The following is an 18,449-nucleotide window of genomic DNA, read 5'->3' as shown; positions in this document are numbered from 1 at the left end:
TCCAAGACAAAGCCCTCGCGAGACTTTGGTTCACGTTTCGCCCCCAACCGTGAACATCCTTCCAAGAAACTCCAGCGTTGCAGCCTTGAATTGCTTGTCGCCCGTCGCGCGCATGTGATCTCGCTTGGGAATGACGAAGGCCTCACCCTTGGGCAAAATCTCGGCCAGGAGGTTAGGAGCGCCCGCCATCTCGTCCGCCTCCCCTACTGCGACCAGCACCGGCACTTCGATGCGACGGACATCCGCCCGCGCCATAGGCTCCCGCGAAGTCTCCATGCAGGCCGCCAGGGCGAACCTGTCGGATTTTGTGTGGTCGGCGAAGATGCGGAACTGCCGCGCCGTAGGATGCGTGAGATCTTCGAGACTAGGCGCCAAGAGGCCAGAGATGATGTCGTTGCCGTCGCTCAGGCCATTGATGAGGTTCAGGCCCATGCCGCCGAAGATGGCACACGTTACCCTATTCTCGTGAGCGAACGCCATGAAGGCGGCGATACGCGCGCCCATCGAATAGCCCAGCACCGCGGCTTTCTTGATGCCGAGATGGTCAAGTAGGGCAACGGCATCCTCAGCCATCAAGGCCGGGTGGTAAGGTTCGGGATCATGCGGCTTGTCCGAGTCTCCATGCCCCCGATTGTCGAGCACGATAGCCTGGTAGCCCGCCGCTGTTAGGGTTTCCACCCAACCGGTGTCGATCCAGTTCACCTTGCCGCTTGAAGCAAAGCCATGAATGCACAAGACGGGCTGGCCCTCACCGAAGATGTGGTAGGCCAGTGTTAGGCCGCTGGATTGAAAGGTCGGCATCACGCCCCCTTGGCTTTAATCACGCCCACCGTTTCGCGACATAGAGGCGTGAAATCAATCCCCCAATTCGAGGGGCGCGCCTTCCATTGGCGGAAGCCTTGGCATATGGTCCGCCCCAATCGAGATACCGCTTCGGATTACATCATGGCACACGGCAGCACGCCCCACTTCCACAACACGGATGGCCTCCGCCAGATTGAGGTCGGCTCCAAGGAGTTCATGTGTGTGGGCGCCCTGCCACCCTTCGATCATCCGCACATCTTCCTCGACATGGGCAAGGAAGACGAGGTCGTTTGCTCCTACTGCTCGACCCACTACGTGTTCAATTCCAAGCTCGATTCTGGCGCGGCCAATCCACCCTCCGCGATCTTCACCGCGGCTTAAGCCTGCTCCATGCCGGGCACCGGCCAGACCTACTACGTTGCTGGCGCCGGCATTTCTGGGCTGACGCTTGCCTTGGCGCTCGCCAAGTTCGGTGCCCATGTCGTGGTGCTCGAGAAAAGTCCTGGCGTCGCCGAGTTCGGCGCTGGCCTGCAGATCAGCCCCAATGCGCGCCGGGTCCTCGATAGCCTTGGATTGGACTCAGCCGTCGCTGCCAACAGCCTTGAGCCTGCGGGCATCGACGTTATCCCGCGCGGCCGCTCCAATCCACTGGTCACCCTTGAACTTGGCGCGATCATGCGGGAGCGCTTCGGCGCCCCTTATGTGGTGATGCATCGTGCCGACTTGGCCGAGTTGCTCTACAACGCCACCCGTCGCTTCGCTAATATCGACATTCAGTTCGGCATCAATGGATGGGACGCCGTCTCTTACGCCAAGGGCGTCACCCTCATGATCGACGAGCAAGGGGACCGCACCCGCACCGTGCGTGGACGTGCCCTGATCGGCGCCGATGGCGTCCACTCTCAAACGCGAACGGCTCTATTGGAAGGCCCTGCAGCACACTATCATGGGCGGGTTGCCTGGCGCACCCTTCTGCCCTTTGGCGCCGCCGCGCCGCATGTCGCGCTCGACCGCGTCACCGTTTTGATCGCGCCCGGCTGCCACGTGGTGTGCTATCCCTTGCCGCACCGCCAACAGGTCAATGTCGCGCTCTTCGCACCGGCCGAACATCCGCGAGCCGAACATGGCACTGCCCCGGAAATCGGACGCGCCAGTCTAAGCCCGCGACTGTCCGGCTTTCTCCAAGCGGCTGGTGAGAACTGGACGCCTTGGCCGCTCTATGCGGTCGAAACGTCCACTTGGCACCGCGGAAATATCGGCCTCCTAGGCGACGCAGCCCATGCAATGGTGCCGTTTCAGGCGCAGGGGGCCGCGATGGGCATCGAGGACGCCGCAGTCCTCGCGCCGCTCCTCATTGATGCGCCTCAGGCCGAGACCGCTTTCGTTCGATACGAAGTGTTGCGCCGCGACCGCGTGACGCGCGTTGCCCGCGTGTCGGCCAAGAACGGTTCCATTTTCCACATGAAGTGGCCGATGAGCGCCGCCCGCGACCTCGTGATCAGGACGCAAGGAAGCCGTGGCCATTTGCGGCGACTCGACTGGCTCTACGGCTACGATGCTTTAAGCGCCGGAATCAGCACGAGAACCTGATCTACCAAGCCTTTGACTCGATTCAGGAATAAGGCTCGTCCGGAACCAACTGTCCTGCTGTGGCTTGCCTAGGCGGGGCTCCCTGTGTCAACTGCGCCACGTCCACTAGCCGCTTTCCGAGAGAAAAGGTCAGCTTCCCAGCATGCAAGCAGCCACCCGCTCACGCCTGACCTTGGCCTGCATTCTGGTGACCATCCTGCTCGATATGATCGGCGTCGGGATCATCGTGCCCGTTCTTCCTGATCTTCTTGAAGAGCTGACGGGTGGCAGCGTCGCCAGCGCTGCGGTGATCGGCGGCTATCTCGTCTTCGCCTATGCGCTGATGCAGTTCGTCTTCTCGCCGGTCCTCGGCAATTTGTCGGATCGCTTCGGGCGCCGCCCGGTTCTGCTTGCCTCTCTGCTCGGGCTCACCTTTGACTACCTGATGATGTCGGTCGCGCCGGTCGTCTGGTATCTCTTCATCGGCCGTATCATCGCCGGAATTGCCGGGGCAGCTGTGGCTACGGCCACCGCTTACATGGCCGACATCACCCCACCTCATAAAAGAACCCAGCGTTTCGGGCTTATTGGTGCTGCCTTCGGCCTGGGTTTCATTATCGGCCCAGTGATCGGCGGGGAATTAGGAGAATTGGGACCGCGCGTCCCCTTCCTTGCCGCTGCCGGTCTCGCCTTTGCCAATTTCCTCTTTGGGCTCTTCGTCTTACCCGAGAGTCTCCCCAAGCACTCACGCCGCCGTTTCGACATTCGTCGCGCCAACCCGTTCGGCGCCGTTATTGCGCTCCGCCAGTACCCGATCGTGCTTTGGCTGCTGGCGATCCTGCTCTGCTTCTCAATGGCGGCGCAGGCCCTGCCGTCGGTCTTCAGCTATTTCACCGTCGAAGTGTTCAACTTCACCTCATCCAACATCGGTCGCGCCCTGGGCGCGTTCGGCCTGGGCTTCGCCATCTGCCAGGGCCTGTTGGTGGCGCCTGCCGTAAAGCACTTTGGCGAAACAGCGGTTGTGGTGGTTGGACTGCTGGCCGCGATTTGCGCCTTTGTTGGCGTCGCCTTCACCGATGAGGTCTTCTACCTATATTTGTTCATCATGGTGGGCGCGCTGAGTGGGCTTGCCCCGCCCGCCATCAACGGCGTGCTCTCCCGTCAGGTGCCCGACAATTCCCAGGGCGAACTCCAGGGCGCCGTCAATGCCGCCAACTCCTTGGCAACCACGCTCGGTCCCATCGCGGCCACGCAGATCTTCTCCTTTTTCACCCACACGCCAGGCGCACCGGACTACTTCCCTGGTGCGCCCTTTATCGCCGCTGCCGGCTGCGTTGGCGTGGCGCTGATCCTCTTTGCCGTTGCCGCCTGGCGGTTCGAACTGGGTCATCGCCCCAGTCTCGCCGACCACCCCAACCCGCCAGAATTGGCGCCGCCGGGGCGGGTACGGCCGCCACCCCATGAAGATGAGGAAGGTGATCTCCGTGGACGTCCGCCCCGCCGCTGAGGCCGATCACGCTTCCATCCTTGCCATTGTAGCGCCGATCTTGGCCGCCGGAGAGACCTACGCCATCGACCGCGATCTCGATGAGACGGCGGTACACGAATACTGGTTCGGTCCCACGCACGAAGTCTTCGTCGCGGTGTCGGATGGCGCTATTTTGGGCACCTACTACCTCATGGCCAATCAGCGTGGCGGCGGGGCTCACGTTGCCAATTGCGGCTACATGACCTCATCTTCTGCGCTGGGAAAGGGCGTCGCCCGCGCCATGTGCCTCGATTCTCTCGACCGTGCGCGGCAGCGCGGCTACCGCGCCATGCAGTTCAACCATGTGGTGTCCACCAACACCCGTGCCGTCAAGCTCTGGCAGAGCCTGGGCTTTGAGATCGTCGGCACGCTGCCCAAGGCTTTCAACCACCCCGTCCATGGCTATGTGGACAGCTATGTGATGTTCCGCGCGCTCTAACAAAAAAGGCCCCGCCGTAGCGGAGCCCCAAAGAGTAGCCGGTGCAAGAGCTTAGCTGTTGACCACTGGCTCGGCGGCATCCAGCTGCAGCGTAGAGGGCCAGGTGCCGTGCAGATCGGTGCCGCGGCCGACGATCTCGAAGCCATGCGCGCCGAAGAAGTCGCGCTGCCCCTGGATCAGGTTCGCCGTACCCTGCGCCTGCCGGTAGCTGTCGAAGTAGGAAAGAGCTGCCGAGAGGCAGATCATCGGGAACTCGCCCACGGCTGCGGCCGCTACGACCTTGCGCAGCTTGGGATGGCTGTCCTTCATGATCTCCACGAAATCGGGCACCACCAGCAGATTGGTGTTGCCACCCCTCTCATAGGCTGCCGACATCTGGTCGAGGAAGCGCGAGCGGATGATGCAGCCGGCGCGCCAAATCTTGGCGATCGTCGCCAGCGGCAGCGCCCAACCGTTCTCTTCCGAAGCTTTGGCAATCACCGCGAAGCCCTGGGCATAGCTCACGATCTTGCCAGCCAGCAGCGCCTGCTCGAGATCTTCCAGCGTCACATCGGTTTTGCTGCGGTTCGGCTTGCCGTAGATGCCTTCGGCGGCAACGCGCTCATCCTTGCGCGACGAGATTGAGCGGGCTGCAACAGCACCCTCGATGGCCGTCGCCGGCACGCCCATCTGCTGGGCAGCAATAGCCGACCACACACCGGTGCCTTTCTGGCCCGCCTTGTCGAGGATCAGCTCGACCAGCGGCTTGCCAGTCTCGGCATCCACCGCGGCCAGCACATGGCCGGTGATCTCGATGAGATAGGAGTTGAGCGGCCCCTTGTTCCACTGCTTGAACACCGTGGCGCATTCTGCCGGGGTCATGCCCAACCCGTCGCGCATCACGCCATAGACCTCGGCGATCATCTGCATGTCGCCATATTCGATGCCATTGTGGATGGTCTTGACGAAATGGCCTGCGCCACCTTCGCCGAGATAGGCGCAGCAGCTCTCGCCGTTGAACTTGGCAGCGATGGCGGTCAGCACCGCCTCGGCATTGTGCCACTGCTCCTTGGAGCCGCCCACCATGATGGAGGGGCCATGCCGCGCGCCTTCTTCGCCACCCGACACACCCACGCCGAGGTAACCGATGCCCTTGGGCTTGAGATAGTCGAAGCGGCGCTGCGTATCGGTGAACAGCGAATTGCCGCACTCGATGATGGCATCGCCTTCTTCCAGAAGCGGCAGCAATTGCTCGATCATCGCGTCCACCGGCGCGCCGGCCTTGACCATGATGATGATCGAGCGCGGCCGCTTCACCGCCTGCACGAATTCGGCTAGGTCGTATTTGGGAACCGTACGGCTGTTGAGCCCCTGTGCGGTCGCCTCAGCCACGAATTCGTCGATACGCCCGGAGGACCGGTTGTGAACAGCGATGGTGTAGCCTTTTTCGGCGATATTGAGGGCCAGGTTCGAACCCATCACCGCCAGGCCAATCAGGCCGATATCCGCTGTCGACATGCAAACGTCCTTCCGAAGTCTTCGTCTTTGCCATGCGCGCGGTGCATACCGCACGGCGGCGATCCTGATCATAAACCGGCTTCCGACGGAAGCCGCAACTGGGGAATAATTCCGCGTTTCTGGCGTCTTGTATGGTAGAATGTCTTGCCAGGCTAGCGGCAGGCACCTACGGTCCGCGCCAATTTGGAGACCTAACCGATGCCTTCGCCCTTTGATCTCACCGGCAAGCGCGCCCTGGTGACCGGCTCTAGCCGGGGCCTTGGCTTTGCCCTGGCGAAGGCGCTCGGCGAGGCCGGTGCCAGCCTCGTACTCAATGGGCGCGACAACGTGGCCCTCGGGGCTGCAGCCGATGACCTGTCCCGCGCTGGCATGTCGGTGAAGGCCTTGGCCTTCGACGTCACCAGCGAGGACAGCGTCAATGAGGCAGTGGATCATTGCGAGGCCAAGATCGGCCCTATCGACATCCTCGTCAATAATGCCGGCATGCAGATCCGGGGTCCGCTCCAGGATTACGCTGTCGACAAGTTCGAGCTGATGCTGGCCACCCACGTCACCGCCACCTTTGCCGTCAGCAAGGCGGTCGCGAAAAGCATGATTGCACGCGGCAACGGCCGTATCATCAATATTTGCTCGGTCCTTACTCAAGTGGCCCGTCCCACTGCCGCACCCTATGGCGCCGCCAAGGCCGCGGTTGCCAATCTCACTCGTGGCATGGCTGCCGATTGGGCTCGCCACGGGCTCAACATCAACGCCATCGCGCCTGGCTATTTCAAGACCGATCTCAACAAGACCCTTATGGCCGACCCGCAGTTCAATAGCTGGGTCGAGCAGCGTACTCCCATGGGCCGCTGGGGCGAACTCGAGGAGCTGGGCGGCGCTGCCGTCTTCCTCGCCTCCCCCGCCGCCAGTTTCGTGAATGGACACATCCTCTATGTCGACGGCGCCTTCACAGCCACTGTCTAAGGCTCGCATCATCATCGCCATGGGCGTCAGCTCATCGGGCAAGTCCACCGCCGGACAAGCCATTGCGCGGCGCCTCCATGTGCCCTTCCTCGATGGCGACGGCTATCACCCCGAAGCTAATGTCGAGAAAATGCGCGCCGGCATTCCGCTGGTCGATGAGGATCGTTGGCCGTGGCTCGAAACGCTCGCGATTGCTCTTCACGAAGCCGCTGACAAGAAGGATGCTGTGGTCGGTGCGTGTTCGGCGCTGCGTCGGGCCTATCGCGATTATCTAATAGAGAAAGCCGGTGAACCCATCCTCTTCGTCTACCTCCAGGGCAGCCGCGAGGTCATCGGCGAGCGCATTGCCCGCCGGCAGCATCAATATATGCCCGCGAGCCTGCTCGATTCACAGTTTGGCACACTTGAGGAGCCCGATCCCGCCACCGAGAACGTTCTGGTCGTGCCGGTAACGGACAGCGTCGACAAGATCACCACCACCGTGGTCAAGGAGCTCGATCACCTCAAGACGTTCAAGCGCTGGCAGTAGCTTCCGGCTTTATGGGCAGCTTCCCCTGGCCGTAAGCAACCAGCGCTGCGGCGCCGACCACCACGAGCGCTCCGGTCACGGCCCAGCCATTGAGCACGACGCCGAGCAGTGCCACGTCGAACATGAACGCCCAGAGAATGCCCGAATACTCATAGGCGGCAAGCAGGGAGACCGGCGCCCGCGCCACCGCTTCCATCATCAGGATGTGACCGACGCCACCAAGCAGCCCTGCACCAACAAGCAGCGCGAAGGCAAAACCGTCCAGTTCCGCCCAGCCGAGATAGACCGTCGCCAACCCCACCACTGAACAGATTGCCGCAAAGGAAAGCGCGATGCTGGAAGGCGGATCGGTGCGCGTCAGGTCTTTCACCTGCACCCGAGACAAGGCGTTGGTCGCCGCCATGGCAATCCCGGCACCGACGCCGATCAGCGCGCCCTCGCGCATTTCCGCCCCGACAAGGGAGGGGTAGAGCATCAGCAAAATCCCGCCAAAGCCCAGCACCACACCAAGGAAGATGACGTTGCGCGGTCGCTCCCGCAGAAACACCATCGCCGCGACGATCGAGAAGATCGGCGTCAAATAGCTTAGGGCGGTAGCCACGCCGACCGAAAGATAGGCCAGCGAGATGAACGAAAAGAACATCACCGCGCAGCCTAGAAGGCCGCGAACCAGGTGCTTATGCGGATAGCGCGTGCGTAGCGACGGCCCCAATTGGCGCCGCACCGCCATGTAGAGCACGATCGGCACCAATGCCACGGCGCTCCGCCAGAACACCAATTGTCCCACCGGAGCGACCTTGGCCACCTCGTGAATGGAAGCTGACATGGCCGCCATGACGATCAGCGCGAACGTCGCCAGCCAAAGGGCAAGCACGGGATTGGGTTTGGTCATGAAAATGTCTACTCAAAAGTATGACTTTTCAATAGACCCGCGCCGCCTGCCTGTCACCCCATCGCTTTGATTGATCAGTCCTGCGGCGGCCCCTCGGCGCGGGAGAGGCTGGCGTTGAAATATCGATCGTCTTCGGTCACTTCCTTGCCTGCCCAATCTGGCAGCGCAACCGCCTGTTCCTCGCTGTCGAGTTCCACTTCGGCCATAATCAGCCCCGCCAGCTTGCCTTCGAAAACGTCGACTTCCCAAAGGAGCCCACCATGATGCACATGATGGCGGCGCTTCTCGATGACGTGCGGCTGTGCGATCTCCATCAGTTCGCGTGCATCCTCGACGGGAATTTCATACTCGAACTCGGCTCGCGACATACCCGAGCTGGCGCCCTTGAACGTAACCACCGCCCGGCCATCGTCAAAAGTGCGCACGCGAACCGTCGCTTTAGCGTTGGACGAGAGATAGCCCTGCCGCAGCATTGCGCTCTCGGTCACCCCTTCCCTCCAGCTGTCATCGGAAACGAGGAATTTGCGTTCGATTTCACGACCCATGGGTCAATCCTTGTCCAGCAGCAGCCAGAATTGTTCAAAGCGCTCGGCAAGCGCCGCCGGCTTGTCGATCGCTAGTTGTGCCCCTAAGGCCAACGCGCGCTGAGCCAGTACATCCTGGCGGTCCTCGACAATCTTGCGCAAGGTCTTGATCTCTTCAGCGGCAATCGGTCCCGGATCGCTCACCAGACTATCCTCTAGTACCGCTAGATCATGGTGGTCGCCGAGATACCCACCCAATTGGTTGAGCTGCTCCTTGCGGGCGCCCAGCACGTCAGGCGCACATTTCTCGAACAAGCTGACATGGTGCCAGTGATATTTGGCGTCCTTCCGCCATTCGTGGAAAGCGTCAGAGGTCTGTTCCTCGGCTGCAAGCTGCATCTGCTTGCGGAAGCTGCGATAGGTCTCCTCCAGTCCCTCGCCGATGAGGTCGAACCCGCGGCCACGCAATGACCAGTCCTTCGCGCGCTTCTCGGCGGCTTCCATTAGCCCTTGGAACTGCTCCAGCATCTCACCCTGGTCGCGATCCTCCTGAGCGTCCTTGCTACGCTCGCTCAAAAGGAGCCGCACCGCATCCTCCAGCGCCGTTGCGATCTTGCGCTCCTCGCCAGAGTTAGTATCGAACTCCACCAGCGCCTCAAAGGTCTCCAGCATAACCGCTGCATCGCGCGCACCCGAGAGCCCATTGGCGGCCTCGCGAAAGGCGCGGTTCTCATCCTTATAGCCCTTGAACGCCGGCTTGATCAGCCGCACCAGCCCCCGCAGCCGCTTGCACCGCTTGCGCAGGCCATGGATTACCTCATCCGGATCGCCCCGGCCTCGACTTTCATCCAGCGCCTTGTTGATCTGCTCGAGCGCAATCCCCCGTACCTGTTTCTCGATGTCGCTCTGCTGCCTGAACGCGTAAGCCATTCCCGCTCCTCAAAAACCGAAGGTCAGTTGGCCATTCGGCGCCCCTGGACCAGACCCTTTCAACGCCAGCATACGCTGCTTCGTTTCAGCACCACCGGGCGCAGAAAAACCGCCGGCCTGTCCATTGCTCGCCAGCACGCGATGACAGGGGATTAAGAGCGGGATCGGGTTAGTGCCCATCGCCTGCCCTACGGCACGCGAAAGGTTCACGTTTCCCAACTGCCGCGCTACCACACCGTAAGTCGTCGCCTCGCCCCAGCCGATTTGCGTCAGACATGCGTAGGCTCGGCGGTGAAAGTCCGGCGCACCGGTCAGATCAAGCGCCACATCGCTGAAGTCGACCTTTTGGCCTTCAGCATACGCTTCAATCCTCTCCATTATCGCTTCGACCTCGCGCGTAGGCAGGCTCGGCACCGCCCCACCCGCCGCCAAGCGCTGCGCCAGCTCCCAGTGCTCCAAGCCCGGCAAGTGCACGCGCGCAATACCGCTGTCGGTCCAGCCGATGCCAAAAAGTCCGAGTGCCGTTTCGAAGATCTGGGTTTGCATCGCCCCGATGGTAGCTGCCCCCTCGCGGAGGACAACGGCCAAGACACAAAAAAAGGGCCGCCCCGCAGGGCAGCCCTTCTATTGATCAACTGAGTCGGTTTAGTGCTTCAGCGCATCGCGGGCATCGTCTTTGAGCTCACCGGCCTTCTGCTGCACCTTGCCTTCGGCCTTGTCGGCCTTGCCTTCAGCCTTCATCCGGTCATTGCCGGTTGCGTCGCCGACAGCATCCTTGATGTTGCCCATGGCCTGCTTGCCGGCACCTTTGGCTTCGTCCTTATGCATCGGAATCTCCTTCGCTTTTCGGTCTGCCTGCTCAACGGTGCCGACCTTTGAACGTTGCATCACGAAACAGCGTCGTGATCCGGTTGGTCAAACCATGTCGGCTCTGCTAAAGCCGCGCCATGACTGGCCCAATGCCCACCCTGCTGAACTATTTCCCGCCCATGGAGCCCTATCTCAACGTGCTCCATGTCGATGACGACATCCTTGTCCTCGACAAGCAAAGCGGACTTCTGACCGTGCCCGGCAAGGACCCTTCACTCTGGGATTGCGTTGAACATCGCGCCCGTCAGACCTGGCCCACCGCCGGCATCGTGCATCGCCTCGATAAGGATACTTCCGGCGTATTGGTGCTGGCGCTCAACAAGCGCGCTCATGGCCGCATCGGCAGCCAATTCGAGCATCGCCAGACCACTAAATCCTATGTCGCGCGCGTCGCTGGCCGCATGGAAGCGGATTCCGGCCTTGTCGACCTGCCGCTCGCAACCGACTGGGAGAACAAGCCGCGCCAGCGCGTCGACTACGAGCGCGGGCGGCCCTCGCAAACTGAATGGACGGTGATGGAGCGCGAGGACAACGCCACCCGCGTCAGCCTTTTGCCGCTGACGGGGCGCACACATCAACTCAGAGTTCACATGAGAGAAATTGGCCATGTGATTCTGGGCGATGCGTTTTATGGCGACCCGGGGAGCTTTGCCGCGGCCGACCGCCTCCAATTACACGCCGCCGAACTGGGCTTTACCCACCCTACCACGGGCGAGTTCACCACCTTCGTCGCGCCGACACCATTCTAGGCTTCGCCGACGTAGCCGACTTCGATCCGGTGAAACAAATGCCCCGGCTTCATGGTGTCGAGCCAACGCCGGAACGCCGCAAGGTCCGCAAAGCCCGCCCGCTTGGCGTCGGATTCGGTTACATCCGCCGGGTCCATCTCGTCCATGGCCTTGATGGCCAGCAACCCGACCTTGGTCTTGAGCGTCCCGCCAGCTTTGACCGTCGGCCGGCTCCAACGCCGGAAGATCACATCGACCCTGCCGGCTTTGATGTCCTCGAGCAGATCGCGCTTGAGCAGCATTAGTCCAGCACCGCCTGCGCCAGCATCTCGATTCTGAGACCTTCAGCCAGCATTCCGGCCAGCACAGTCGCCCGCACCGGATAGGGCGGCGAAAAATACTCGCGATACACCGCGTTCATGCCGGCAGCATCGGCCTTGTCCGTCAGATAGATCTGCACCTGCACAATATTGGCCATGGTGCCGCCCGCAGCGGTGATTCCCCGCTTGAGGTTTTCCAACGTCTGCCGCGCCTGCACGCCAATATCGCCGCCCACGATCTCGCCCGTGGCAGGATCTTCCGAAATGGCCACAAGCCACACCTGCTTGCCGGCGCGCACGGCATCGCTCACCGGTGCGCTGGAGGGAGCCATTCCTACGTCGATCCGCTCGATCATCAGTTCGTCCTTGTTGGTGGTGCGGGCGGCGGGACTTGAACCCGCACGGGGATACCCCCTCCGGATTTTAAGTCCGGTGTGTCTACCATTCCACCACGCCCGCGAAGTCTTGGACGCGCCTTAGCGCCTAATCGGTGCCGCCGGAGATCGGCGCCACATAGGCCACGTCGAGATCCCAGGGGAAGAAAATCCACGTGTCCTGGCTGACCTCGGTGATAAACGTGTCGACCATCTCGCGGCCTTTGGGCTTGGCATAGACGGTGGCAAAATGAGCACCAGGCAGCATTTCGCGCACGACCCGCGCGGTTGCGCCAGTGTCCACTAGGTCGTCCACGATCAGCACCTTGCCGCCATTCTTGGCGAGGTCCAGCACCGGCTGGCTGATCTCTTTGAGCACCTTGATGCCCTGCTGGTTCTGATGGTCATAGCTCTTGACCGCCACCGTTTCCACGGTCCGGATATTAAGCTCGCGCGCCACGATCGCTGCCGGCACGAGCCCACCGCGGGCAATCGCCACCACTGCATCGAACCCGCCATTGCCGGCCAGCCGCCAGGCGAGGGCGCGGCTGTCCCGATGAAACTGGTCCCAGGTCACCGGGAAGGACTTCTGGTTGGGGTTGCTCAACTGTCACTGTCTCCTGGGCCAGCGCCGTTTCCGGCGTCCGAGTGCTTGAAGGTCGCCTGCTTAGCAAAAGCAGGCCGGCACGCCAATCATTCTTGCGGCGGAACCACACCAGCTTTTTCGTGCGCGGCATTGACCATCTCGCGCACCTTCTCCGCCGCCTCCTCCAGCCGCATCGGATCTGACGACCGCAACACCAGTTCCGTCGTCGGCCGACCGGTGCCCATCTGCGGGTAGCTGCCCATCTTCACGTCGGGGTACTGCGCTTGAATTTCGCCCAGCTGGCTGCCGACAGACCCCTCGCCCACCCACGCCTTGATGGCGACTGACAGCACCTTCTTGCCGCCCGTGAGCGTTGGCGCCAACGCTTCCAGCATGGCCCGCATGATCACCGGCACACCGGCCATCACATGCACATTGCCGATGCGAAAGCCGGGCGCGGCACTGACCGAATTGACGATAAGGTCGGCGCCGTCCGGAATCCGCGCCATGCGCAGCCGCGCTTCGTTTACTTCCGTCCCGGCCTGCTTCCACCGCGATTCCAGCATCTCGCGGGCTTGGGGATTGATCGGCAGCGCCACCCCGAACGCTTTGGCAATTGCGTCGGCGGTGATGTCGTCATGCGTCGGCCCAATGCCGCCCGTGGTGAACACATAGGTATAGCGCTGGCGCAGAGCATTCACCGCGGCGATGATATCGTCTTCGATATCGGCAACGATCCGCACTTCCATGAGGTCGATCCCAAGATCGGTGCAGAAGTCGGCGGTGGCGCCGATATTGACGTCCTTGGTACGCCCCGAAAGGATCTCGTCACCGATCACGAGAAGGCCGGCGGTAACACGGTCGGTAGAAGACATGCTGAACTTCCTGGGGGACTGGTGCCCCAGCAATGCCCCTGCCCGGCTGCTCCGTCAAGCGAGCGTGTGACCCTTCCATTCGGCCGCGTCAGCGACTAGATTTCGCCTGACGCCTGGAGACCTTGATGATTACTTATGTCGATGCCCCTGCCAAAGCCCGCCGCACCGCCGGCATCATTCCGCTGCATGGCGCGGAAGGCTTCGAAGGCATGCGCAAGGCCGGAGTCCTGACCGCACGCGCGCTCGACGTGCTCACCGAATATGCCGAGCCGGGCGTCCCTACCAGCACGCTTGACCGCGTCGCCTATGAGTTCGCGCGCGACCATGGCGCCGTGCCGGCGACCATTTTCTACAAGGGCTACCGCCATTCGGTCTGCACCTCGATCAACCACGTGGTCTGCCACGGCATCCCCGACGAGCGGCCATTGCGCGAAGGCGACATCGTCAATATCGACCTCACCCTGGTGGTGGACGGCTGGCACGGCGATTCCAGTCGCATGTACCCCATCGGGGAGATCTCCCGCAAAGCCGAGCGGCTGATCGAGGTCACCTATGCTTCGCTCGAAGCGGGCATTGCGCAGGCCAAGCCTGGCAACACCACTGGTGACATCGGCGCTGCCATCCAGGCGCTGGCGGAAGCCGAACGCATGAGCATCGTGCGCGATTTCGTCGGCCATGGCTTGGGCAAGCTCTTCCACGACGAGCCCAACATCATGCATTTCGGCACAGCCGGAGGTGGCGTTCCGCTCAAGCCGGGCATGATCTTCACCATCGAGCCGATGATCAATTTGGGTCGGCCACATGTGAAGATTCTCTCCGATGGCTGGACGGCCGTTACCCGCGACCGCACCCTCTCGTCGCAATGTGAGCACTCAATCGGGATCACCGAGACGGGCTGCGAGGTCTTCACGCTCTCGCCCGGCGGGCTCTTCAATCCGCTTGCCGCGCGTCAGGCAGCCTGATGAGCGCGGGGCCAGACCAACTCGCCGAGGCCCCGTTTCCGCTCCCCGAAGCACCCGATACCCATGATGACCGTGCCGGTCACCGCCAGCGCGTGCGCGATCGGTTCCTGCGGGTTGGAGGCGATGCGCTGGAGGATTACGAACTCCTCGAACTCGCCTTGCAATTGGTCATCCCGCGGCGCGACACCAAGGCCCTCGCCAAAACTCTGTTGCGGGAGTTTGGCTCCTTCTCCGGCGTGTTCAATGCCAGCTCGGCCCGGCTCGAGAAGGTAAAAGGGCTTGGCTCTACTACAACTGCCCACCTCAAGGTCATCCAGGCGGTCGCTGCCCGCTTTGGCCGTGACCGCATCGATGTCGAGCAGCCCATCCTCTCCTCTTGGACCCAGCTCATCGATTATTGCCGCGCGCAGATGGCCTACCAATCCATCGAGCAGTTCCGCATTCTGTTCCTGGACAAGAAGAACCGGCTGATTGCCGACGAGGTGCAGCAGACCGGCACCGTGGACCATACGCCCGTCTATCCGCGCGAAGTCATCCGCCGCTCGCTTGAACTCAACGCCACCGCGTTGATCCTCGTGCACAATCACCCCTCGGGCGATCCGGCGCCCTCCTCGGCCGATGTGCGCATGACGCAAGAGATTGCCGACATTGCCAAGCCCATGGGCATCACGCTCCACGACCACATCGTCATCGGCAAGTCCGGGCATGCATCCTTGCGGGCGCTGAAGCTAATCTGATTTCTGCTGCGCCGCTGCCCGAAAGCCGGTCATTCGGTCAAAGACCTGCTGCACCTGCCGCACCGCGCTTTTGAGCTGCTTGTTAGCTTTGATCGCCGCGCGCGCCCGCTGGAACGCCTGGTGTCCCGCAATCACCATGCCACCCCGCCGCGACAGTCCCACATAGTGGTGGCGCAATGGCGTCTGCACATTACACCAATGCCGCTTTTCGTCGGTAAACCCCGCGCCCATGTCGAACACGCGAATGCCGTCGTCAAAAACTCTCTGCATTACCCGCAAGAGGCACTGCTTGCCCGGGGACCCGGTTTGGATCACCGGATCGTCGCTCATCGAGGAGATCAGGCAGAACATGCGGTCGCCATGCACCACATTGTAGCGGACGGCTACGATGGCGCCATCGAGCCGCAGCACGTGAAGGCGCACATCGATCCCCGAATCCGCCTTCGCACTATCGTGGTAAAACGCGATCAGCCCTTCGCGCACAAATGTGTCGCGGATGCCCATGGCCTTGAACCGAGCCGACCTTTGCTGGAACATGGTCTCGATGGCGCATCGCGTGACGCCGCCGTTGCGGATTTCCTCGAAACTGACTTCCCCCAGGGCACTGAGGCGGTCCCCCTGCTGGCGGTCGTGCTTGCGCCGCGATTTGGTGCGCTGCAGCTTGTCGCACTCGTCCCAACTCGCATATTCCGACCGATAAAGCGTCTCGATCGGCAGGGTCGCCCCCAGTTCGTCGAACAAGCCGCCAAAGCCGGAAATCTCGGTGGGAATAGAGCGGAGATAGACGAGGTCGGCCCCTGTTAGTTGTCCGCTCATCTCAGTCCAAAGTGCATTGCGCCCTCCGGACCCAAGGGCGGCAAGGCGGTTGTAATCAGCAATTGGCGCGTAGCACCCCACATGAGTGCCAGGGAACCAGGAGAACAGGGTCAACCCGCCGCGCACCCGCCGCCGGTGCAATGGCCACAGGGCGACGGGTCGACCATCGACCCGTCCCAGAACATAACGCTGGTCGGCAGGCTCCACACCCCGATCCTCCACCCACAGCCGCACGAAGTCATAGCTCTGACCTGGAGATTCGACTGGTCCGCCTGTGAGCTCCCGCCACTCCGTCTCCACATCGGCGATGCTGCTGGTGACGAGTACGTCGATGGTGTCCCGTTTGGCTGCCACAACAGTCCGAGCTGGCGCGTCGCTCAATCCGTCCCGCGCGTCGGCCAGAACCATTTCCGTAGTTCCGCTTCTCAGCATCTTCGTCCCCCGCTCGGTGCTACTCTGCACCAGGCGGGTAAACAGACCTGAAATTTGGCTGACGAGCTTATTGCTTGGGCGGCAAGGGTTAAGCGCGGCTTTCAACCGAAATTGGCAAGTACCGGAAAGGTCTCGAGGAACCAGAAGGAAATCCGGGTGAAGTTGCCGGTGAGAAACAGGACACCGGTCACCACCAACAATCCGCCCATCACCTGTTCGACCCGATGCAGATGCCGCTTGAATCCGTTGAAGAACGTCAGGAATGGCCCAACCGCGATGCCAGCCAGAAAGAACGGCACGCCCAGCCCGAGCGAATAGAGCGCCAACAACCCCGCGCCGTCCAAAGCCGTCTGTCGGCTTGCCGCTACCGAAAGCACCGCCGCCAGCACCGGCCCGATGCAAGGCGTCCAGCCGATGGCAAAGGCCAATCCGAGCAGGAACCCGCCCAGCGGCCCGCTAGCCATCCCCGGCCCCTGATGACGGACCTGCCGATCCAGAAGGCCAATCCGGTAGACCCCCAGGAAATGTAGCCCCATGGCGATGATCACGAGCCCAGCAATCGGCGTCAACACCGGTAGCGCCTGCCGGAACACCTGCCCGAAGGCTGTCGCCGTGGCACCAAGCGTGGTGAACACCACACCGAAGCCGAGAATGAAGAACAGCGAGGTCACCGCCACGCGGCGCTGCAGGACTGCCGCCCCCGTGCCGGTTGCCCGCAACTGGTCGAAGCTCGCCCCGCTCATATAGGTGAGGTAAGGCGGGACCAGCGGCAGCACGCAGGGGCTGAGAAAACTCAGTATACCGGCGCCGAAGACGAGGGGCAGGGAGAATTCCAAGAGGCTGACGCTCCTTTTGTGCGCGCAGTTCTAGCGTCTCAGCCTGCCAATGCAAACGCCCCCGATGTCGCATCGCACGCTCGTGAAGCAAGGGCGCACGGCGGCTATCCCCCTGCAAGTCAGCGCGTTCCTCCATCTTCTCCCCGCAGTATAAAGCTCTGCCATACTCCACCCATCCCCGCGTCAAAGCGCGATCATGACGAGTGATGAGCGTGGGGCCAGCCGGGGATGAAGGGTCGCCTTCATCACGTGGGTCTTGTCAGCGGCTGTGTTTGGGACACGGCGTGGCGGACCTGCGAAAAGCCCCGGCGCAGTGGCGAGACCCCGGTTTCATCACTACTAATTAGCACCGAGACCGTGGTCTCGCCATTGCCGCTCGCCACGACCCGCACCCAGCGGGCGCATCGGCACGCCCTGCCCTTGCCCTTCCTGCACACGGGGGCTATGGCAAGACCACACCTTCATTGCGGCAAGGCTGGCTCATGAGCGCTCGACCCATTCGCATCGCCCCCTCCATCCTCTCAGCCGACTTTGCGCGGCTCGGCGAGGAAGTGGCGGCAATCGATGCGGCGGGCGCCGACTATATCCATGTCGACATCATGGACGGCCATTTCGTCCCCAATATCAGCTTCGGTCCCGCCGTTATGGCTTCGGTACGCCAGCGCACGCAGAAGCCGTTCGACGTGCATCTGATGATCGCTCCGGTCGATCTTTACATTTCCGCCTTCGCCAAATCTGGTGCCGACATCATCACCGTCCATGCCGAAGCCGGACCACACCTGCACCGCACGCTCCAGGCCATTCGCGCCGAGGGCAAGAAGGCTGGCGTGGCGCTCAATCCCGCTACTCCGGTCTCCGTGCTCCAACACGTTCTGGACGATGTCGACCTCATCCTCATCATGTCGGTCAATCCCGGCTTTGGCGGCCAGAGCTTTATTCCCGAAACGCTCATCAAGCTGCGTCAGGCTAATGCCCTGATCGGAGCCCGCCCCATCGACCTCGAGGTCGACGGCGGCATCTCCGCAGAGAACGCCCGCGCCGTCGCCGATGCCGGTGCAAACGTCTTTGTCGCAGGCTCCTCGATTTTGGGCGGGAACGATCCAACCACCTATGCCCCACGCATCCAAGCCGTCCGGACCGCCGCTTCGACGATACAAGCCTAAACCCTCTTCTCCTCCCCTCTGAGGGGGAGGCCGGGTGGGGGTCGACCGCCAGCACCGCACCTGAATCGAATTCTC

Annotated in this window: 23 protein-coding genes and 1 tRNA gene; 10 read left to right on the top strand and 14 right to left on the bottom strand. The window is 62.2% G+C overall.

What is annotated here, in order from left to right:
* Positions 1-30 precede the first annotated feature (30 nt).
* Positions 31-801 (bottom strand): alpha/beta fold hydrolase, encoded by a 771-nt coding sequence (locus QOV41_RS08275; protein WP_284580734.1) that lies wholly within the window; start codon positions 799-801, stop codon positions 31-33.
* Between the two features lie 144 nt (positions 802-945).
* Between QOV41_RS08275 and QOV41_RS08270 the strand changes: the two genes are divergently transcribed.
* From QOV41_RS08270 to QOV41_RS08255, 4 genes are all read left to right on the top strand, one after another.
* On the top strand, positions 946-1,185 hold the full coding sequence (locus QOV41_RS08270) for a zinc-finger domain-containing protein (RefSeq protein WP_284580733.1): 240 nt from the start codon (positions 946-948) through the stop codon (positions 1,183-1,185).
* A 9-nt stretch (positions 1,186-1,194) separates the two neighbouring features.
* Complete coding sequence (locus QOV41_RS08265) at positions 1,195-2,394, top strand: FAD-dependent monooxygenase (RefSeq protein WP_284580732.1); 1,200 nt, start codon at positions 1,195-1,197, stop codon at positions 2,392-2,394.
* Positions 2,395-2,536: 142 nt separating this feature from the next.
* Positions 2,537-3,880 (top strand): TCR/Tet family MFS transporter, encoded by a 1,344-nt coding sequence (locus QOV41_RS08260; RefSeq protein WP_284580731.1) that lies wholly within the window; start codon positions 2,537-2,539, stop codon positions 3,878-3,880.
* Positions 3,858-4,340, top strand: a complete 483-nt coding sequence (locus QOV41_RS08255) for a GNAT family N-acetyltransferase (RefSeq protein WP_284580729.1) — start codon at positions 3,858-3,860, stop codon at positions 4,338-4,340. Before QOV41_RS08260 ends, QOV41_RS08255 begins: the two co-directional genes overlap by 23 nt.
* A gap of 51 nt (positions 4,341-4,391) precedes the next feature.
* Here the strand turns inward: QOV41_RS08255 and gndA are convergent, their stop codons facing one another.
* Positions 4,392-5,837 (bottom strand): NADP-dependent phosphogluconate dehydrogenase, encoded by a 1,446-nt coding sequence (gene gndA / locus QOV41_RS08250; protein WP_284580728.1) that lies wholly within the window; start codon positions 5,835-5,837, stop codon positions 4,392-4,394.
* A gap of 198 nt (positions 5,838-6,035) precedes the next feature.
* Between gndA and QOV41_RS08245 the strand changes: the two genes are divergently transcribed.
* Both QOV41_RS08245 and QOV41_RS08240 read left to right on the top strand, forming a co-directional pair.
* A complete protein-coding gene (locus tag QOV41_RS08245; protein WP_284580727.1) occupies positions 6,036-6,800 on the top strand; it encodes an SDR family oxidoreductase in 765 nt (254 codons plus the stop codon).
* Positions 6,769-7,329 (top strand): gluconokinase, encoded by a 561-nt coding sequence (locus tag QOV41_RS08240; RefSeq protein ID WP_284580726.1) that lies wholly within the window; start codon positions 6,769-6,771, stop codon positions 7,327-7,329. The genes QOV41_RS08245 and QOV41_RS08240 overlap by 32 nt, the downstream gene beginning before the upstream one ends.
* On the opposite strand, the gene QOV41_RS08235 is transcribed toward QOV41_RS08240, so the two are convergent.
* From QOV41_RS08235 to QOV41_RS08215, 5 genes are all read right to left on the bottom strand, one after another.
* Positions 7,313-8,221, bottom strand: a complete 909-nt coding sequence (locus QOV41_RS08235) for a DMT family transporter (RefSeq protein ID WP_284580725.1) — start codon at positions 8,219-8,221, stop codon at positions 7,313-7,315. The two genes, QOV41_RS08240 and QOV41_RS08235, sit on opposite strands and share 17 nt — an antisense overlap.
* Positions 8,222-8,295: 74 nt before the next feature.
* Positions 8,296-8,766 carry a CYTH domain-containing protein gene (locus QOV41_RS08230; protein WP_284580723.1) on the bottom strand — a complete coding sequence of 157 codons (471 nt, stop codon included), beginning with the start codon at positions 8,764-8,766 and terminating at the stop codon, positions 8,296-8,298.
* Between the two features lie 3 nt (positions 8,767-8,769).
* Positions 8,770-9,675, bottom strand: a complete 906-nt coding sequence (locus QOV41_RS08225) for a CHAD domain-containing protein (protein ID WP_284580722.1) — start codon at positions 9,673-9,675, stop codon at positions 8,770-8,772.
* A gap of 9 nt (positions 9,676-9,684) precedes the next feature.
* Positions 9,685-10,221, bottom strand: coding sequence for a methylated-DNA--[protein]-cysteine S-methyltransferase (locus QOV41_RS08220; RefSeq protein WP_284580720.1), 537 nt, complete (start codon positions 10,219-10,221; stop codon positions 9,685-9,687).
* Between the two features lie 99 nt (positions 10,222-10,320).
* Positions 10,321-10,503 carry a CsbD family protein gene (locus QOV41_RS08215; protein ID WP_284580718.1) on the bottom strand — a complete coding sequence of 61 codons (183 nt, stop codon included), beginning with the start codon at positions 10,501-10,503 and terminating at the stop codon, positions 10,321-10,323.
* 119 nt (positions 10,504-10,622) lie between these two features.
* Here QOV41_RS08215 and QOV41_RS08210 point away from each other — a divergent pair, with 119 nt between their 5' ends.
* Positions 10,623-11,294 carry an RluA family pseudouridine synthase gene (locus QOV41_RS08210; protein WP_284580717.1) on the top strand — a complete coding sequence of 224 codons (672 nt, stop codon included), beginning with the start codon at positions 10,623-10,625 and terminating at the stop codon, positions 11,292-11,294.
* On the opposite strand, the gene QOV41_RS08205 is transcribed toward QOV41_RS08210, so the two are convergent.
* From QOV41_RS08205 to QOV41_RS08185, 5 genes are all read right to left on the bottom strand, one after another.
* Positions 11,291-11,575 carry an ASCH domain-containing protein gene (locus tag QOV41_RS08205; RefSeq protein ID WP_284580715.1) on the bottom strand — a complete coding sequence of 95 codons (285 nt, stop codon included), beginning with the start codon at positions 11,573-11,575 and terminating at the stop codon, positions 11,291-11,293. The two genes, QOV41_RS08210 and QOV41_RS08205, sit on opposite strands and share 4 nt — an antisense overlap.
* On the bottom strand, positions 11,575-11,949 hold the full coding sequence (locus QOV41_RS08200) for a RidA family protein (RefSeq protein WP_284580713.1): 375 nt from the start codon (positions 11,947-11,949) through the stop codon (positions 11,575-11,577). The genes QOV41_RS08205 and QOV41_RS08200 overlap by 1 nt, the downstream gene beginning before the upstream one ends.
* Before the next feature lie 17 nt (positions 11,950-11,966).
* Positions 11,967-12,052, bottom strand: a tRNA-Leu gene (locus tag QOV41_RS08195).
* A 24-nt stretch (positions 12,053-12,076) separates the two neighbouring features.
* Positions 12,077-12,574, bottom strand: a complete 498-nt coding sequence (gene gpt / locus QOV41_RS08190) for a xanthine phosphoribosyltransferase (protein ID WP_284580712.1) — start codon at positions 12,572-12,574, stop codon at positions 12,077-12,079.
* A gap of 86 nt (positions 12,575-12,660) precedes the next feature.
* On the bottom strand, positions 12,661-13,428 hold the full coding sequence (locus QOV41_RS08185; protein WP_284580710.1) for a competence/damage-inducible protein A: 768 nt from the start codon (positions 13,426-13,428) through the stop codon (positions 12,661-12,663).
* A 125-nt stretch (positions 13,429-13,553) separates the two neighbouring features.
* Here QOV41_RS08185 and map point away from each other — a divergent pair, with 125 nt between their 5' ends.
* Together map and radC are read left to right on the top strand one after the other, a co-directional pair.
* The gene (gene map / locus QOV41_RS08180) at positions 13,554-14,390 is read left to right on the top strand and encodes a type I methionyl aminopeptidase (RefSeq protein ID WP_284580708.1); all 837 of its coding nucleotides are present in this window, start codon (positions 13,554-13,556) and stop codon (positions 14,388-14,390) included.
* Positions 14,390-15,127 carry a RadC family protein gene (radC, locus tag QOV41_RS08175; RefSeq protein ID WP_284580707.1) on the top strand — a complete coding sequence of 246 codons (738 nt, stop codon included), beginning with the start codon at positions 14,390-14,392 and terminating at the stop codon, positions 15,125-15,127. The genes map and radC overlap by 1 nt, the downstream gene beginning before the upstream one ends.
* Here the strand turns inward: radC and QOV41_RS08170 are convergent.
* Together QOV41_RS08170 and QOV41_RS08165 are read right to left on the bottom strand one after the other, a co-directional pair.
* Positions 15,119-16,351, bottom strand: coding sequence for a GNAT family N-acetyltransferase (locus tag QOV41_RS08170; RefSeq protein WP_284580705.1), 1,233 nt, complete (start codon positions 16,349-16,351; stop codon positions 15,119-15,121). The two genes, radC and QOV41_RS08170, sit on opposite strands and share 9 nt — an antisense overlap.
* Before the next feature lie 125 nt (positions 16,352-16,476).
* On the bottom strand, positions 16,477-17,211 hold the full coding sequence (locus tag QOV41_RS08165) for a cytochrome c biogenesis CcdA family protein (protein WP_284580704.1): 735 nt from the start codon (positions 17,209-17,211) through the stop codon (positions 16,477-16,479).
* A 482-nt stretch (positions 17,212-17,693) separates the two neighbouring features.
* On the opposite strand from QOV41_RS08165, the gene rpe reads away from it, so the two are divergent.
* Positions 17,694-18,374, top strand: coding sequence for a ribulose-phosphate 3-epimerase (gene rpe, locus QOV41_RS08160; protein ID WP_284580703.1), 681 nt, complete (start codon positions 17,694-17,696; stop codon positions 18,372-18,374).
* Positions 18,375-18,449 lie beyond the last annotated feature (75 nt).

Origin of the sequence: Devosia sp. RR2S18, assembly GCF_030177755.1 — a bacterium.
Lineage (GTDB): Bacteria > Pseudomonadota > Alphaproteobacteria > Rhizobiales > Devosiaceae > Devosia > Devosia rhizosphaerae.
The sequence above is the reverse complement of the archived record's forward strand: the minus strand, read 5'-3'. Positions and strand labels throughout refer to the sequence as shown.

Bases quoted from the DNA above. Each gene is read 5' to 3' on its own strand.
- map (WP_284580708.1), top strand. From the start codon at position 13,554: ATGATTACTTATGTCGATGCCCCTGCCAAAGCCCGCCGCACCGCCGGC.
- gndA (WP_284580728.1), bottom strand. From the start codon at position 5,837: ATGTCGACAGCGGATATCGGCCTGATTGGCCTGGCGGTGATGGGTTCG.
- QOV41_RS08265 (WP_284580732.1), top strand. From the start codon at position 1,195: ATGCCGGGCACCGGCCAGACCTACTACGTTGCTGGCGCCGGCATTTCT.
- QOV41_RS08215 (WP_284580718.1), bottom strand. From the start codon at position 10,503: ATGCATAAGGACGAAGCCAAAGGTGCCGGCAAGCAGGCCATGGGCAAC.
- QOV41_RS08200 (WP_284580713.1), bottom strand. From the start codon at position 11,949: ATGATCGAGCGGATCGACGTAGGAATGGCTCCCTCCAGCGCACCGGTG.
- rpe (WP_284580703.1), top strand. From the start codon at position 17,694: ATGAGCGCTCGACCCATTCGCATCGCCCCCTCCATCCTCTCAGCCGAC.
- QOV41_RS08225 (WP_284580722.1), bottom strand. From the start codon at position 9,675: ATGGCTTACGCGTTCAGGCAGCAGAGCGACATCGAGAAACAGGTACGG.
- QOV41_RS08170 (WP_284580705.1), bottom strand. From the start codon at position 16,351: ATGGTTCTGGCCGACGCGCGGGACGGATTGAGCGACGCGCCAGCTCGG.
- QOV41_RS08235 (WP_284580725.1), bottom strand. From the start codon at position 8,221: ATGACCAAACCCAATCCCGTGCTTGCCCTTTGGCTGGCGACGTTCGCG.
- QOV41_RS08275 (WP_284580734.1), bottom strand. From the start codon at position 801: ATGCCGACCTTTCAATCCAGCGGCCTAACACTGGCCTACCACATCTTC.
- QOV41_RS08230 (WP_284580723.1), bottom strand. From the start codon at position 8,766: ATGGGTCGTGAAATCGAACGCAAATTCCTCGTTTCCGATGACAGCTGG.
- radC (WP_284580707.1), top strand. From the start codon at position 14,390: ATGAGCGCGGGGCCAGACCAACTCGCCGAGGCCCCGTTTCCGCTCCCC.
- QOV41_RS08220 (WP_284580720.1), bottom strand. From the start codon at position 10,221: ATGCAAACCCAGATCTTCGAAACGGCACTCGGACTTTTTGGCATCGGC.
- QOV41_RS08270 (WP_284580733.1), top strand. From the start codon at position 946: ATGGCACACGGCAGCACGCCCCACTTCCACAACACGGATGGCCTCCGC.
- QOV41_RS08205 (WP_284580715.1), bottom strand. From the start codon at position 11,575: ATGCTGCTCAAGCGCGATCTGCTCGAGGACATCAAAGCCGGCAGGGTC.
- QOV41_RS08260 (WP_284580731.1), top strand. From the start codon at position 2,537: ATGCAAGCAGCCACCCGCTCACGCCTGACCTTGGCCTGCATTCTGGTG.
- QOV41_RS08185 (WP_284580710.1), bottom strand. From the start codon at position 13,428: ATGTCTTCTACCGACCGTGTTACCGCCGGCCTTCTCGTGATCGGTGAC.
- QOV41_RS08240 (WP_284580726.1), top strand. From the start codon at position 6,769: ATGTCGACGGCGCCTTCACAGCCACTGTCTAAGGCTCGCATCATCATC.
- QOV41_RS08245 (WP_284580727.1), top strand. From the start codon at position 6,036: ATGCCTTCGCCCTTTGATCTCACCGGCAAGCGCGCCCTGGTGACCGGC.
- QOV41_RS08210 (WP_284580717.1), top strand. From the start codon at position 10,623: ATGACTGGCCCAATGCCCACCCTGCTGAACTATTTCCCGCCCATGGAG.